Origin of the sequence: Paenibacillus sp. Y5S-9 (assembly GCF_036894235.1) — a bacterium.
Taxonomy (GTDB): Bacteria; Bacillota; Bacilli; order Paenibacillales; family Paenibacillaceae; genus Paenibacillus.
On sequence record NZ_CP145887.1, the window covers coordinates 4372327 to 4387600 of the forward strand.

12 protein-coding genes and 1 other annotated feature are annotated in these 15274 nt (G+C 47.5%); of the genes, 2 read left to right on the forward strand and 10 right to left on the reverse strand.

Annotation, left to right across the window (positions count from 1 at the left end):
• Positions 1-106: 106 nt before the first annotated feature.
• From V6669_RS19230 to V6669_RS19245, 4 genes are all read right to left on the reverse strand, one after another.
• A complete protein-coding gene (locus tag V6669_RS19230; RefSeq protein WP_167350887.1) occupies positions 107-277 on the reverse strand; it encodes a hypothetical protein in 171 nt (56 codons plus the stop codon).
• 114 nt (positions 278-391) lie between these two features.
• Complete coding sequence (gene prsW / locus V6669_RS19235; protein ID WP_062835211.1) at positions 392-1087, reverse strand: glutamic-type intramembrane protease PrsW; 696 nt, start codon at positions 1085-1087, stop codon at positions 392-394.
• 43 nt (positions 1088-1130) lie between these two features.
• Positions 1131-1745, reverse strand: coding sequence for a genetic competence negative regulator (locus tag V6669_RS19240; protein WP_338587613.1), 615 nt, complete (start codon positions 1743-1745; stop codon positions 1131-1133).
• Between the two features lie 187 nt (positions 1746-1932).
• Positions 1933-2286 carry a hypothetical protein gene (locus V6669_RS19245; protein ID WP_338587614.1) on the reverse strand — a complete coding sequence of 118 codons (354 nt, stop codon included), beginning with the start codon at positions 2284-2286 and terminating at the stop codon, positions 1933-1935.
• 94 nt (positions 2287-2380) lie between these two features.
• Here V6669_RS19245 and V6669_RS19250 point away from each other — a divergent pair, with 94 nt between their 5' ends.
• Complete coding sequence (locus V6669_RS19250) at positions 2381-3277, forward strand: polysaccharide deacetylase family protein (protein ID WP_338587616.1); 897 nt, start codon at positions 2381-2383, stop codon at positions 3275-3277.
• 45 nt (positions 3278-3322) lie between these two features.
• On the opposite strand, the gene V6669_RS19255 is transcribed toward V6669_RS19250, so the two are convergent.
• Genes V6669_RS19255 through V6669_RS19265 form a run of 3 tightly spaced genes read right to left on the reverse strand, consistent with a single transcriptional unit; the run spans position 3323 to position 5192 of the window.
• Positions 3323-4123 (reverse strand): metallophosphoesterase, encoded by an 801-nt coding sequence (locus V6669_RS19255; RefSeq protein ID WP_338587618.1) that lies wholly within the window; start codon positions 4121-4123, stop codon positions 3323-3325.
• A 26-nt stretch (positions 4124-4149) separates the two neighbouring features.
• Positions 4150-4602: a hypothetical protein gene (locus V6669_RS19260; protein ID WP_338587619.1), complete on the reverse strand. Its 453-nt coding sequence runs from the start codon at positions 4600-4602 to the stop codon at positions 4150-4152.
• Positions 4599-5192 (reverse strand): type II CAAX endopeptidase family protein, encoded by a 594-nt coding sequence (locus V6669_RS19265; RefSeq protein WP_338587620.1) that lies wholly within the window; start codon positions 5190-5192, stop codon positions 4599-4601. The genes V6669_RS19260 and V6669_RS19265 overlap by 4 nt, the downstream gene beginning before the upstream one ends.
• A gap of 335 nt (positions 5193-5527) precedes the next feature.
• Positions 5528-5758: a binding site (T-box leader), on the forward strand.
• A 199-nt stretch (positions 5759-5957) separates the two neighbouring features.
• Here V6669_RS19265 and serA point away from each other — a divergent pair.
• Positions 5958-7553, forward strand: coding sequence for a phosphoglycerate dehydrogenase (serA, locus tag V6669_RS19270; protein ID WP_076209897.1), 1596 nt, complete (start codon positions 5958-5960; stop codon positions 7551-7553).
• Between the two features lie 193 nt (positions 7554-7746).
• On the opposite strand, the gene V6669_RS19275 is transcribed toward serA, so the two are convergent.
• The 3 genes from V6669_RS19275 to V6669_RS19285 form a co-directional block, all read right to left on the reverse strand.
• On the reverse strand, positions 7747-12813 hold the full coding sequence (locus V6669_RS19275; protein WP_338587621.1) for a collagen-like repeat preface domain-containing protein: 5067 nt from the start codon (positions 12811-12813) through the stop codon (positions 7747-7749).
• A 194-nt stretch (positions 12814-13007) separates the two neighbouring features.
• On the reverse strand, positions 13008-14405 hold the full coding sequence (locus V6669_RS19280; protein WP_253501426.1) for an ATP-binding protein: 1398 nt from the start codon (positions 14403-14405) through the stop codon (positions 13008-13010).
• A 55-nt stretch (positions 14406-14460) separates the two neighbouring features.
• A complete protein-coding gene (locus tag V6669_RS19285; protein WP_036607918.1) occupies positions 14461-15177 on the reverse strand; it encodes a response regulator transcription factor in 717 nt (238 codons plus the stop codon).
• Positions 15178-15274 lie beyond the last annotated feature (97 nt).

Sequence of the window (15274 nt, forward strand, 5' to 3'; positions counted from 1 at the left end):
TCTTCTAAACCACTACCTCTATTGTGGATCGAAGAAAGATCTCTTATGCATGCGATTTCCAGTCCTTACACAAGCAGGCTGCTAAAGTATCGTTTGGGTTCTCCTTTTAATTGAGCTGGACCCCAGTTGCCATGCCCTCTTCTTCAATTTCGAACTGATCTCTGTTATCACAAAGGCACTGCTTGAATCCCGTCTCAATCCGGCCCCGCTCTTTCTTGCCTCGTAATGTAAATCGTTCACCGCATTGTTTGCATCTGATTTTAATTTTAATTCTCATCACAACGATCTCCGTTTCTGTTGGTCATTCCCCGGGAGTTTATCCGTAAAAATAAAAACACACCGGAGCCATAGGCGCAATATGCGCTTTATGTCCACCAGTGTGTCCGTATTTTTATAATTTAACCTCTTCCTCCCGCTTCACAAAACGAAAAGGAGAACGGTTATTAGCTCGTGTGATTTTACCCATTGCCCCATACCACAGGCCCGCCATTAGCGGCGCTATAAACCACAACCAATGATTCACCATGGTGTTCATGATGACATCGTACAATGCATGCCAGAAAAAAGGTAACACCAGAGAAAGAACCAGGTACCACCGCTTTTTCTTACCACCGATAAACTTAGCTTTCCCCATGTAATAACCCATGATTACCGCGAACATAGCGTGCCCTGAAACAGGGAGCAGTGCCCGAAGGAACATGGCTGAGACGGATGCATTCCCCGCAAAGGCATACAACACATTCTCAACAGTGGCAAATCCAAGTGAAACAGCAACTGCATATAAGATCCCATCATACGGTTCATCAAATTCGGTGTGATTATAGATGATATGATAAAGTACGAACCATTTGACGAATTCTTCCACACCACCTGAGATCAGAATGGCCTCAAGATAAGGATTATCCCCGAGCCACATCATCATGCCACGCTGAATGATCATCACAGGCAGTACCATCAGAATCCCCATGAGGAAAACCCGCAATACCATATGAAGTGGCTCGTAATCATAACGGTCTTTCAGGTAAAAGTATGTTAACAAGGCGAGACCCGGAGCAACTGCTGCCGCTAAGACCGAAAACAAAAGCACCGAAATTCCCTCCTCTGACTAAAGACGCGATTACAACTAGAGATTAATCCTGGCGTTTGAAGTGGGTGCAGATAACATCAATCGCTTGTGCAGGAATAACAACCTTACCATACTCTTCCATAACTGCCGGAGTCATTGAGGAGCCTTCACCAAATTCAGCAAGCAAAGCAATCAATGCCGCATGTTTGGTGGAATCTACCTCATCTGGCTCAAAATGCAAGAACCACTTGTCTTTATAAGAATAAAGTCTCCCAGCATCCGTAACATGCTGACGCAACATATGTGCAGCTTCAATGAGCACTTCAAAGTCCTTGAATGCATAAACGATGGAATCGCTTTGCTCGAGTGTAACTTCCATTTCATATACTTCTTCAGGAAGATCATCTTCATGACCTGAACCATATTGTTGCGGATCATATTTTCCACGTGTGACAATGACAACCATCCCTTGAGCGGGAAGTGCGAATACTTCGACAGCAAGTGGACCTGTGGCATCAAATCCAAGTTCGGAATAGGCCTGGTCCATCATTTCAGTGAACAGTTCATGAACCTTAGGTATTTCCTGCCACATATCTTCTTTTTGTATTCCGCGCTCGCTCAGATCGTCAAAGGTCAGGAAAATCCGTATCTTATCGTGACTTAGTCGTTCTATTTTCATACAGGATCTCCCCTTTATAAGCAAGTCTTATAACAGATTATGAAGCACAAAACAATATGTGCTGAAAATAAATCTATGTAGTTATGTTATCATTTTATACCTCTAAATGCACGAAGTAAAATCGACAAAAAAAGAATCATTCCACAGCCAATCCAGACTGTGGATGATTCTAATTGGAGGTTTTGGTTTATAAACCCGGTACTGTTGTGTTTGTTTGACTTAAAATTTGCTCAACTTCATGCTTCACATCGGGATTGGTGCGAATAAAATCTTTGAGCATGCTCATATTCGCTTCTTTTTCCTGCGGTGTAATTGCTCTTGCGGTCTTTGCTGCCGGATTTTTGTGAGATTCACCATGTTGATTTTGCTTGCTTGTGAACCCGTCCATACCCGGGAAAGTCATTTCCATCATCTTATGTTTTGCCTGATCCATCATATTTCTTGATGAACCCGATGACATCATGGGCAATTTGCCTTTGGACAGCCATGAACTGGCTGCAACACCAATGACAAGACCCCAAAAAAAGGATGACGTCTTCATTACACCAACCTCCTTCAAGTGTTAAAATCATGTTTAGTGTTTGCGGGAGTGAGCGATCTCATTCCGTATAAATACAGGAAAGCGAGTTGAAATCATGTTCAGACATACCGCCGCATTGATCATTGCTGCAAGTTTGCTGCTGTCAGCTTGTGGGACAGCGGAAGAAAAAACATCTGATAATTCCGCACAAGCGGGCGAATCGACTACCACGGTTCAAGAAGAGCAAGGTAACTCTAACCCAACTGAAACAGAAGAACCCGGAACTGGTGTGCCCGAGCCTTCAACGGAAGATTCAACTGCGACAGAAGAAGAACCTGAAACTTCGGAGAAGGTTTCTACAGAAGAGAACGTGGAAAAGACGTATCATATGAATGAAAATTATTATATTAAACCAAACGATGAAGCGAGCCCAAACAAAGTGGTCTTGTTAACTTTTGATGATGGACCCAAAGAAGAAAAAATGATTACTTCACTGATCGACACTTTAGATAAACATAACGCTAAAGCGATATTTTTCGTCAATGGATATCGGGTAAAAAGCCATCCGGAATTGCTCAAACTCATACATGAACGGGGTCAGATTGTAGGCAATCATGCCTGGGATCACGAGGATCTCCAAAAAATGTCCAACGCTGAGGCGGCAAAACAGGTTACAGATGTCCAAAAAATAGTGAAGTATACCATTGGTGAGGAACCGCAATTCTTCCGTCCACCTTTTGGTTCGGGAAATGATGCACTGAAGGCTGCTGTGAAGAAAAATGGCATGTTGTATATGACTTGGTCTAATGGTTCGCTCGATTGGGATAAGAGCACCAAAGACAAACCGGAAAAAGTCATTCAAAATGTATTAGACCAGTTAAATCCCGGAAGCAATATTTTGATGCACGAGTTGCCATGGACGGTTGAAGCATTGGATGAGTTGCTGACCAAGCTCGAAAAGAAAGGTTATTCCTTTGTTGATCCCCGTGCAATTGAATTGGAAGCTCGTTAAATTGTAATTTTGCACATTAAAATAAAACAGCCTTGATCCAATGGATCAAGGCTGTTTCTCTGTGAGTGCTTTTTCCGCGGGCACTCTTAACGTGATGATATGCATCTCCGCAGGACAACCTAGTCGGAGAGGAAGATGATTTGTACCGTATCCTCTGCTAACAAGCATTTTGCCTTCTTGGTGAACGTCCTCCGGACTTCGCTTCAGGGAGTACCACCCGTTCGATACGGGACGATACGCTTTGCTCAGGAACAAAGGTCCGAAAAATGGTAAAACCAATTGTCCGCCATGTGTATGACCGCTTAAAATAAGATCTGCATTTTCTTGCAAGCGAAGGGCCTGCAAAGGATCATGAACGATAGCAATTTTGCAAAAACGGTTACCGATCTGCTGTAGTAATACATCGCCCTGTTTGGAACGATAGTCTATGCCGATCAGGCTCAATCTGTCGTTGCCCCTTTGTAGATATTCCACATCATCCTGAAGGAGCTTAACGTCCGATTCCCGAAGGATTCGCGCAAGTTGAGCGGTACCTGCCCTCTTGTCATGGTTGCCATACACCGTAAATGAAGGAGCAATGTTCGATAAAATTTTCATGTTATGTCTAACCAAAGACCATGAGATTCCTTTTTCCGCAACATCCCCGCCGATCAGAACCCAGTCCACCTTGTTTTTAACGTATTCCAGATCCTTCTGCTTCAGTTTGCGCTTGTGCGTGTCGGATACATACAAAATCATAGCCCCGTCAAAGGATGTTGGCAGATGAGGTACTTCAACCTCTTCTTCAATCATTTGATGAATATGGGCTTCACTCCACATATGAAAAAGTAGTAAAACTCCTATCAAAATGATTAAACCTGCGATTAACAGTACTACCACGGCAAGGGAAGGAACGTATTCAGAGGTGGTGCCCCTTCAACCCCCCACCAAACCAGACTAATCGTTAACATGACAAAAATAAAAATGAGTGAATTGACAAACCTTTTGCTCAATTTTAGCCGACGTGAAGGATGTAATTCTGTCCGTGTAGGAAGCGAACCCGCTTCGGGGATCGATTCTTCCGTTGAATTTGGCGTTTTTTTGGAGCGTGATGGTGCCCTTTGAGGAAGTACTGGACTTTCCAGTTTTTCTGTATAAGGCTTGCGCTGTGATCTAGGTAAAGAAACGGAAGTAATTGGTGTGATTCCGCCAACCTCAGCAGCTGCTGCCGTTTCAGCAACGATGCTTACTTGAGAAGCCACCTGACGCTCGGATTTCTCTTTTTTATCCGATTGACGATGGCGCTGACTGCCATATGTCTTCATTCTACTTAATGGCTGATTCATGATCCCCTCCGAAAACGTATCGCTAATCCGGACACCAAATCAATAATAAAGTGACATAGTATAGGCGCCCATAATGTGCCGGACTGCAAGTAAATCCAACCCAATCCATAACTTGAGACAAACACCCAGCCTGTTGGAATCCAGTGGCGCAAATAACGAATATGGATAACTGCAAATAAAATACTTGTCCAGTAAGGACCGATGGCATGTTGGATGGCTCCACGGAATAATAATTCCTCACACACAGCAACAATGGCTGCTATACATACAATGTGCCAGATCGGACGCCCACGGAACAACATCTCGTTAATTCCACCGTCATCCATGCTTTCCTGAGGTATAACATACGACAGTACCAAGTCCATAACAAGCATAACGCCTGCAAGACCAAGACCCCACCATATAAATTGGTAATTGTCAGGCCATGCGAGTACATCTAACAAGTTTCGTTTCTGCAATAAGATCCACACAACTCCGATAATCAGTGTCAGACCTTGTGTAAAGTATAGATTGATTAAAAGCAAACGCTCGGTAAGCTGCTGTGGCTCAGCCTTCTGAATCTTGAACTTGGGAAACTTGAATTTTTTCATCGGATGCGTCTGTCCTCTTGAGTTAAATTTGATGGATAACAATTACGTTGTCCAATCGGATAGTATACTAAATGATAGCCAAAAAACCAAATAGGTTCAAGGCCTGCCCCAAGTCCTGGTTTTGTGTCCGTGTCATTACTTCATTAAAGCAGTAAAATCCGATTCATCAAACAGCACATATTTCATCTTCTTGTAGTATGTTCAGTAACTATTGTATTGCTTATAATGGCTTTGTTTATGTATGAACCGCAAAACATCTGCAAAACAATTTAAAACATTTAAGCCTATTGACATGCTCATGTCAGCCATGATACATTATGAAAAAATTAGTCACGTTAAACACGATGATGGAAAAAAGACGTTGCTTCGTCTTACAGAGAGCCGATGGTAGGTGTGAATCGGTGGCAGGCAAATGGTCTTGAGCGCTCCTGAGTTATTGCATTGAAATTGGAGTAGGTGCAATCGGTTTAGACCCGTTATCCTCTTCGGTCTTCATTGACCGCTAAGACTGTCGTTGCGAAACGGCGGTGAATTAGGGTGGTACCACGACAACTCTCGTCCCTTATTGCGCAAGCAGTATGTGGATTGAGAGTTTTTTGATTTATTTTAAAGGTTATCTGTGGGATCACTCTATTTGTTTCACCTTCCCCCTCTGTTGCGACACCGCGTTGTTGGGCGGAAGAATCAATCTGGTTTTAAGGAATACCTCTTCGCTGAGGTCAGACCTTGACGATATAGATACACATACCTAAGGAGGAAGAAACCATGTACAAAGTGTTAGTGTCGGACCCAATCAGTGATCTGGGTATCCAGCAACTGGTGGATGCAAATGATGTTGTTGTTGAGAAGAAAACCGGTCTTAGTGAAGATGAACTTGTTGCCATTATTGGTGATTATGATGCCCTCTTGGTTCGCAGCCAGACTCGTGTTACAGATCGTATTATGACGGCTGGTACCAACCTTAAGGTGATCGGACGTGCAGGTGTTGGTGTAGATAACATTGATCTGGAAGCTGCTACACAGCGCGGTATCATCGTTATTAATGCACCTGATGGCAATACCATCACAACCTGTGAGCATACGTTTGCCATGATGATGGCATTGGCACGACACATTCCTCAGGCATATGCCAAGACTATTCAGGGTACGTGGGATCGTAAAACCTTCCTGGGTGTGGAATTAAGAAATAAAACGCTCGGTGTACTGGGTATGGGACGGATCGGTAGTGAAGTTGCCAAGCGCGCCAAAGCATTCGGAATGGACATTCTTGCTTACGACCCGTTCCTCACGGAGGAGCGTGCCGAGAAGCTGCAAGTGAAGTTGGCTAGTGTAGATGATATCATTCGCAATGCGGACTTCATGACCGTACACACGCCATTAACACCGGAAACACGGCATATGATTTCACGTCCACAATTCGAAGTGATGAAAAAAGGCATGCGTATCATCAACTGTGCTCGTGGTGGAGTTGTAGATGAGATGGCACTTGTCGAAGCCATCGATCAAGGTATTGTTGCTGGTGCAGCATTTGACGTATTCGAAAGCGAGCCGCCAGCCGCTGATCACCCGTTCCTGAATCACCCTAGCATTATCGTTACGCCTCACCTTGGTGCGTCCACAGTAGAAGCACAAGAGAACGTGGCTATCGATGTGTCGGAACAGGTGCTTCACATTTTGCGTAACGAACCGTTTAAAAACGCAGTTAACATGCCGGCTGTTGCACCAACCGTGATGAACAAATTGCAGCCGTATTTCAAACTGGGTGAAACGTTGGGTAGTTTTGCAGCACAGATTACACAAAATGCAGTGCAGGAGATTCGTATCGACTATGCTGGTGAACTTTCTGAAGTAGATACTTCTCCTCTCACACGTTACATTGTGAAAGGGATTCTCGCCAGACATTTGGGTGGCGAAGCCAACATCGTTAACTCCATGCATCTGGCCAAAATCCGTGATCTGAATGTGGTTGTAAGCCAAACCTCAGCAACCAAAGGATTCACTAACCTGATTACCGTAACATTGGTTACAACTCAGGATGCTGAGGAACGTCGTGTAGCAGGTACATTACTTGCAGGTTATGGAGAGCGTATTGTTCGTCTGGACAAATTCCCGGTAGATATCGCACCGGAAAGTCATCAAATTTTGATCTCTCACAACGATAAACCAGGTATTATCGGACGTGTAGGAACCCTGCTTGGACAAAACGATGTCAACATCGCATCCATGCAGGTTGGACGTAAAATTATTGGTGGTGCAGCAATCATGATTCTGACCGTAGATAAGGCTGTTCCAAAAGATGTGCTTGTGCAGCTTGCTGCGCTGCCTGAAATCAATACTGCTGTTGAAATTGTTCTGGAATAATCAAATATATTCCTATATGTAAAAGGAAAGACGGGCCCCTCGTGGTCCCGTCTTTTTTCGTGTACCCGCTGAAATATCGGTGATGAAGCTTGCAAACAAAATATTAGTGGAATTGGAAAGGGGTGCCCATCAACCCCATATGAACTCCGCATCTTTTGGTCAATGGAAATAGTCTTAATACGTAATCGAACTATTAACTTAACTGAATAATGTTTAGTGTAGCCCCCGGAGGAGAAAGAACGGCTGCGCCAACAAGCCCGAATAATTGTAACTGTATTGTTGAACCAGCGGTAACGGTAACCATAAAGTCAGACTGCAGCTGACTGAGAGAAAGTACTGGAGATACCACACTCGCTGGAATTGCTGTACCGTTAAGTAAAACCCGAGATTGGATAGCAAGCGCAGCTGTCAGATTTATCTTGTATGAGATATAGTAACGACCTGCATTGGTCAGTGTAAAGGTGTCATTTGCCCCATTGACGGTTATACCTGTGCCAATATTTTGGTTATTCGGTAATGGAACGAGTGTACCACCCAATATTACAACAATCGTACCATTAGTGTTCTCAGCAAAAGCCGAGTTAGATGTTACAGATGTTCCGGTTGCACCAGTTGCTCCCGTTATACCTGTGGCTCCTGTTCCACCAGTCGCACCAGTTGCTCCGGTACTTCCCGTTATGCCGACTCCTGTCGCTCCGGTTTCACCCGTGGCACCAGTTACTCCAGTACTTCCCGTTACGCCGACTCCCGTTGCTCCGGTTACACCTGTGGCTCCTGTTCCCCCAGTTGCACCAGTTGCTCCGGTACTTCCCGTTACGCCGACTCCCGTGGCTCCAGTTATACCTGTTGCTCCGGTTTCCCCCGTGACACCAGTTGCTCCGGTACTTCCCGTTACGCCGACTCCCGTGGCTCCAGTTATACCTGTTGCTCCGGTTTCCCCCGTGACACCAGTAACTCCAGTACTTCCCGTTACGCCGACTCCTGTGGCTCCGGTTCCCCCAGTCGCACCAGTAACTCCGGTACTTCCCGTTACGCCCACTCCCGTTGCTCCAGTTATACCTGTGGCTCCGGTTTCCCCCGTCGCACCAGTAACTCCCGTACTTCCCGTTACGCCGACTCCCGTGCCTCCGGTTACACCTGTGGCTCCTGTTCCCCCAGTTGCACCTGTTGCTCCCGTACTTCCTGTTATGCCGACTCCTGTGGTTCCAGTTATACCTGTGACTCCGGTTTCCCCCGTCGCACCAGTTGCCCCGGTACTTCCCGTTACGCCGACTCCCGTGGCTCCAGTTATACCTGTCGCTCCGGTTTCACCAGTCGCACCAGTTACTCCAGTACTTCCCGTTACGCCGACTCCCGTTGCCCCCGTTATACCTGTGACTCCTGTTCCTCCAGTTGCACCAGTTACTCCAGTACTTCCCGTTACTCCAACTCCCGTGGCTCCTGTTATACCTGTCGCTCCGGTTTCACCCGTGACACCAGTTACTCCAGTACTTCCCGTTACGCCGACTCCCGTTGCTCCTGTTATACCTGTGGCTCCGGTTTCACCCGTGACACCAGTTACTCCAGTACTTCCTGTTATGCCGACTCCCGTTGCTCCGGTTACGCTTATTCCCGTTGCTCCAGTCAATCCCGTTACGCCTGTTGCTCCTGTTTCGCCTGTAGCACCAGTACTGCCTGTTACACTTACTCCTGTGGCTCCTGTGATCCCCGTCGCCCCAGTCAACCCTACAAGACCAGTCGCTCCTGTTTCACCAGTTGCCCCGGTTGATCCCGTTACGCTTAGTCCCGTGGCTCCTGTAATTCCAGTCGCCCCGGTTAACCCTGTAAGACCAGTCGCTCCTGTTTCACCGGAACTTCCTGTCACTCCAACTCCAGTTGCACCCGTCACACCCGTTGCGCCTGCTCCAGCGATCAACGTGTAATCTGGTGAAGTCCCCGGCGTTCCCGTTGGTGATGCTACATTCGCAATATACGTACTGCCGTTGAACGTTACAACCTGGCCAGCTGGATACGTCGGGGCTACGGCTGGATCAAATGGTACGATACCACTTAAACCTACGCCTGTCGCTCCCGTTACCCCTGATGCTCCTGTGACTCCGGTACTTCCGGTTACTCCAACTCCAGTTGCACCGGTCACACCTGTCGCTCCTGCTCCAGCGATCAACGTGTAATCTGGCGATGTGCCCGGCGTTCCGGTTGGCGATGCCACATTTGCAATATACGTACTACCGTTAAACGTTACGACTTGACCCGCTGGATACGTTGGGGCTACGGCTGGATCGAATGGTACGATACCACTCAAACCTACGCCGGTCGCTCCTGTTACGCCCGATGCTCCTGTAGCTCCGGTACTTCCCGTTCCACCACTGCCGGTTGCTCCTGTAACTCCCGTTGCTCCTGCGCCCGCTAGCAATGTGTAATCCGGCGATGTGCCCGGCGTTCCGGTTGGCGATGCCACATTCGCAATATACGTACTACCGTTAAACGTTACGACTTGACCCGCTGGATACGTTGGGGCTACAGCTGGATCGAATGGTACAATGCCACTCAAACCTACGCCTGTCGCTCCTGTTACGCCGGATGCTCCGGTACTTCCTGTCACTCCAACGCCAGTTGCACCCGTTGCTCCCGCGCCAGCAAGCAACGTGTAATCTGGCGATGTGCCCGGCGTTCCGGTTGGTGATGCCACATTTGCAATATACGTACTGCCGTTGAACGTTACAACCTGGCCGGCTGGATACGTCGGGGCTACGGCTGGATCAAATGGTACGATACCACTTAAACCTACGCCTGTCGCTCCCGTTACTCCTGATGCCCCTGTGACTCCGGTACTTCCGGTTACTCCAACACCAGTTGCACCTGTCACACCTGTCGCTCCTGCTCCAGCGATCAACGTGTAATCTGGTGAACTCCCCGGCGTTCCCGTTGGCGATGCCACATTTGCAATATACGTACTGCCGTTGAACGTTACAACCTGGCCAGCTGGATACGTTGGGGCTACGGCTGGATCGAATGGTACGATACCACTCAAACCTACGCCTGTCGCTCCCGTTACCCCTGATGCTCCTGTGACTCCGGTACTTCCCGTTCCACCAATGCCGGTTGCTCCTGTAACTCCCGTTGCGCCTGCGCCCGCAAGCAACGTGTAATCCGGCGAAGTCCCCGGCGTTCCGGTTGGTGATGCCACATTTGCAATATACGTACTGCCGTTGAACGTTACAACCTGGCCGGCTGGATACGTCGGGGCTACGGCTGGATCAAATGGTACGATACCACTTAAACCTACGCCTGTCGCTCCCGTTACTCCTGATGCCCCTGTGACTCCGGTACTTCCGGTTACTCCAACACCAGTTGCACCTGTCACACCTGTCGCTCCTGCTCCAGCGATCAACGTGTAATCTGGTGAACTCCCCGGCGTTCCCGTTGGCGATGCCACATTTGCAATATACGTACTGCCGTTGAACGTTACAACCTGGCCAGCTGGATACGTTGGGGCTACGGCTGGATCGAATGGTACGATACCACTCAAACCTACGCCTGTCGCTCCCGTTACCCCTGATGCTCCTGTGACTCCGGTACTTCCCGTTCCACCAATGCCGGTTGCTCCTGTAACTCCCGTTGCGCCTGCGCCCGCAAGCAACGTGTAATCCGGCGAAGTCCCCGGCGTTCCGGTTGGTGACGCCACATTCGCGATATACGTACTGCCGTTGAACGTTACAACCTGGCCGGCTGGATATGTTGGGGCTACAGCTGGATCAAATGGTACAATGCCACTTAAACCTACACCTGTCGCCCCTGTTACCCCTGATGCTCCTGTGACTCCGGTACTTCCCGTTACTCCAACACCAGTTGCACCCGTCACACCCGTTGCTCCCGCGCCCGCAAGCAATGTGTAATCCGGTGAACTCCCCGGCGTTCCCGTTGGTGATGCCACATTTGCTATATACGTACTACCATTAAACGTTACAACTTGACCCGCTGGATATGTTGGGGCTACGGCTGGATCGAATGGTACTAGGCCTGTCAATCCCGCCCCGGTTGCTCCCGTTACACCTGATGCACCTGTGGCTCCTGTAGGTCCTGCACCTGCAAGCAATGTATAGTCTGGCGAAGTACCTGGCGTACCCGTTGGCGAAGCGACATTTGTAATGTAAGTACTGCCACCAAACGTGACGATCTGTCCAGCTGGATATGTTGGGGCTAATGCGGGATTGAATGGCACGATGCCACTTAATCCTGCACCTGTGGCTCCAGTAAGACCAGTCGCCCCCGCAGCAGCGATTAATGTGTAATCCGATGAAGATCCTGGTGTTCCTAGAGGACCAGCTACACTCGTAATGTAAGTACTACCGTTATACGTAATTACTTGACCTGCTGGATAACCCGGCGCGAGCGCTGCATTAAATGCCACGGCTCCTGTCAAACCAGCTCCGGTTGCTCCCGTTGCTCCATTGGTTCCACCCGACAGTAAAAGAGTATAGTCTGGAGAACTTCCTGGTGTACCCAAGGGACCGTTTACATTAGCAACATAAAGACTACCCTCGTAGCTTACTACTTGACCTTGAGCATAAGTTGGTCCCAGTGCAGGATCATATGCAGTAATATTGTTCAAGCCAACACCAGGTGCTCCTGCAGGACCCTGTGCTCCCTGTGGACCAACTGGGCCAACCGGTCCTACTGGTCCAATTCCTCCGGGTGTTCCAGTGGCCCCTGGCACCCCAGGGACTCCCGGGACACCTGGTACCCCAGGGACTCCTGGCACTCCCTGTGGACCGGCTGGTCCGGTAATCCCTCCAGTTCCAAGAGTTGTCGTGGCCCGGCTTAGTGATATGGAGATCGATCGAATTAATCCCACAAGTTTATCTTTTTCTGCAGGAGGTACTTCCAGAAGCAGCGTCACACTTAACAAGTCATCCAGTAAGTTTTGCAAGTTACCTGCGAGATTAATAAGAGGAACAGGGACAACCTCTGAACCTGCAATCGTTAATTCCAATACGGCTTGTAATTCTGCCTTTACTCCGGCACGAAATCCGGATTGATTTACAAAACTAAGTAACTGGCGTAATGCGTTCTGCAAAGACAGTATATTGGCTGAAGTCGGCTGACTGATTACAGCAGGAATAGCCACAGCCAATGAACGCAGTATGGATTCAAACTGCTCTAGTTCGCTTGTGGTTATTGGAATAAACGGAGAGCCCGCTCTAAAAGATCTGCCTTCCAGAAAAGCTTTAATATTGACCCTTTTTCGATCATCGGACATGCTTAACTCAATCCTCCTCTATCTTGCTTGCTTTTCAAGCTTATGTCACATAGGAAGGAAAATTATCTTGGACACTCTTTTTAGTCAAAAAAAGACCATTCATGTTCCACGTTGAACAAGATTAAACGGTAGTCTTCAACAAAAAAACACCCTCCATAAGGGGGTGTTTCCGCACTTTTTGTATGAAATTCAGGCTATTTCGATGAATCCAAAGGAAATTGCAAAATAAACTCTGTTCCTTCGCCAAGCACACTATTGACGGTAATCATGCCTTGATGCGCATCAACAATATTCTTCACAATCGCTAAACCAAGCCCCGTACCTACACTTTCTCCCCGAACACGAGCCTTGTCTGCTTTGTAGAATCGTTCGAAAATAAATGGCAAGTCGGATGAAGGGATACCTACACCCTGATCCTTCACAGAAACTCTGACAAATGGAGCACGAAGATAAGTGACCCGCTCGGCTGAGATCATTACATTTTTGCCAGTAGGCGTATGTCTGAAAGCATTATCCAGCAAATTCGTAAATACTTGCTCGAGTCGATCCTCATCTGCCTGTTGAAGTTCAATGGTTGGTTGTTCAAACTTAAATTGTAGTTGAATTCCCTGTTCTTTTGAACGCACCGAGAACTTCCGATATACACGTTCAAGCAGTTCTCCGAGGTCAACTTCCTTCATCACCATGTCCGTGTGTCCAGCTTCCATCCGCGCAAGGTCAAGCAAGTCTTTAACCAGTCTGCCCATCCGTAGAGACTCATCATGAATGACCTGGATCAGTTCTTCGCTCTCTTCCGGTGAGGTTGCCATACCGTCCAAAAGAGCTTCACTGTAACCTTGCATCATGGATAGCGGAGTTCGTATCTCATGAGATACGTTAGCCACGAAATCACGCCGCATTTTTTCCAGACGCACTTCTTCTGTTACATCTCTTAAGACAGCCACAGCCCCTCTAACAACACTGTCAGCATACAACGGTGCCATCTGAACAGACCAAACACCTTGCTGTACATGAACATTGGAGTTCTGGTCCCCACCTTGCTCCATCACCATTCTGAACAAAGGAAGAAGGGGCTCAGGTACATCACGTGAAGTCTTGTCAGACTGCTCGGACTCTTGTCCTTCGTCCATTTTTGCCCAATCGAGATCATACCATGCCTGCATGATCTTCTCTCCTGGCGGATTCGTCAGAATAACTTTGCCTTCACCATCAAATGTAACTACCGCATCGGTCATACTGCGAAGCACACTCGCCAAATGTTCCTTCTCATGGTTAAGGTTTCGAATATTATCTTCTAGTTGGGCAGCCATATGATTAAATGTGTTGGCAAGTTCACCAATCTCATCACTCGTTACCAGGGAGAGACGTGTTCCGTAGTTCCCTTTGCGAATCGCATTGGCTGCCTGAATCAATTGCTGCATGGGCTGCGTTATTTTGGTGAATAGAAACAATGCAAAAAACGTGGTTAAACTGAATCCGATAATACAGATATAGGTAAACAACCGCTTAATATCTCTGGATTCGGATTCTGCAAAGTTCGTATCAATGTAGGGCAGCAAAAAAAGACCCAGCGCTATAAGGACACAACCCACAAGGCAGATAATAGTGATCCATAACTTCCCGACCAGTGATCTCCAGAAACTAAAACTACTTCGGTACTTCCAGTTTATAACCCACACCCCACACCGTCGTAATCATGGCCGCCGATTCAGGCGATACCTTGTTTAGTTTCTCGCGAAGACGCTTCACGTGCGTATCCACGGTACGAAGATCGCCAAAGAATTCGTAATTCCATACATCTTTGAGCAATTCTTCTCTGGAGAAAACTTTGTCGGGAGATGTTGCCAGGTAGTGCAGCAATTCATATTCTTTTGGTGTAAGACTAATCTCTTCGCCACCAGCGGTTACCCGGTGGGCATCATGCTCAATAACCAGATGCGGGAACACGATGTTGTTACTCGAATTGCTCTCCTTGGAGAGATAAGCTGTCGCGGAAGCTCGACGCAAAATCGCTTTGACGCGATAAATTACTTCACGCGGGCTGAATGGTTTTACAACATAATCATCAGCGCCAACTTCGAAGCCTTGAACCCGGTTAATCTCTTCACCTTTTGCAGTGAGCATCAAAACAGGTGTTGATTTCACCTGACGAAGACGGGTACACACTTCAACTCCATCCATACCCGGCAACATCACATCAAGCAAAATCAGCCCGTAGTCCCCTGCTGTTGCTTTACGCAGTGCAGTTTCCCCATCCTCAGCTTCATCGATCTCATAACCTTCTTTTTCAAGATACATTTTCAAAAGCCTGCGGATTCTCTCTTCGTCATCCACGACCAGTATTCGATTCTCATGTTCAGCCATGCCTCTCCAGCCCCTTTGCAATAACTCCTCATCACTTCTATTATGTTCGATCTGGCGAACAATATTTGAATACCCTTCAATAAAAAGGTACGTTTGT

What these genes read in the sequence shown, in the direction of transcription:
- V6669_RS19230 (WP_167350887.1), bottom strand. Translation starts at nt 277, where the DNA reads ATGAGAATTAAAATTAAAATCAGATGCAAACAATGCGGTGAACGATTT.
- V6669_RS19240 (WP_338587613.1), bottom strand. Translation starts at nt 1,745, where the DNA reads ATGAAAATAGAACGACTAAGTCACGATAAGATACGGATTTTCCTGACC.
- V6669_RS19245 (WP_338587614.1), bottom strand. Translation starts at nt 2,286, where the DNA reads ATGAAGACGTCATCCTTTTTTTGGGGTCTTGTCATTGGTGTTGCAGCC.
- V6669_RS19250 (WP_338587616.1), top strand. Translation starts at nt 2,381, where the DNA reads ATGTTCAGACATACCGCCGCATTGATCATTGCTGCAAGTTTGCTGCTG.
- V6669_RS19260 (WP_338587619.1), bottom strand. Translation starts at nt 4,602, where the DNA reads ATGAATCAGCCATTAAGTAGAATGAAGACATATGGCAGTCAGCGCCAT.
- V6669_RS19265 (WP_338587620.1), bottom strand. Translation starts at nt 5,192, where the DNA reads ATGAAAAAATTCAAGTTTCCCAAGTTCAAGATTCAGAAGGCTGAGCCA.
- serA (WP_076209897.1), top strand. Translation starts at nt 5,958, where the DNA reads ATGTACAAAGTGTTAGTGTCGGACCCAATCAGTGATCTGGGTATCCAG.
- V6669_RS19275 (WP_338587621.1), bottom strand. Translation starts at nt 12,813, where the DNA reads ATGTCCGATGATCGAAAAAGGGTCAATATTAAAGCTTTTCTGGAAGGC.
- V6669_RS19285 (WP_036607918.1), bottom strand. Translation starts at nt 15,177, where the DNA reads ATGGCTGAACATGAGAATCGAATACTGGTCGTGGATGACGAAGAGAGA.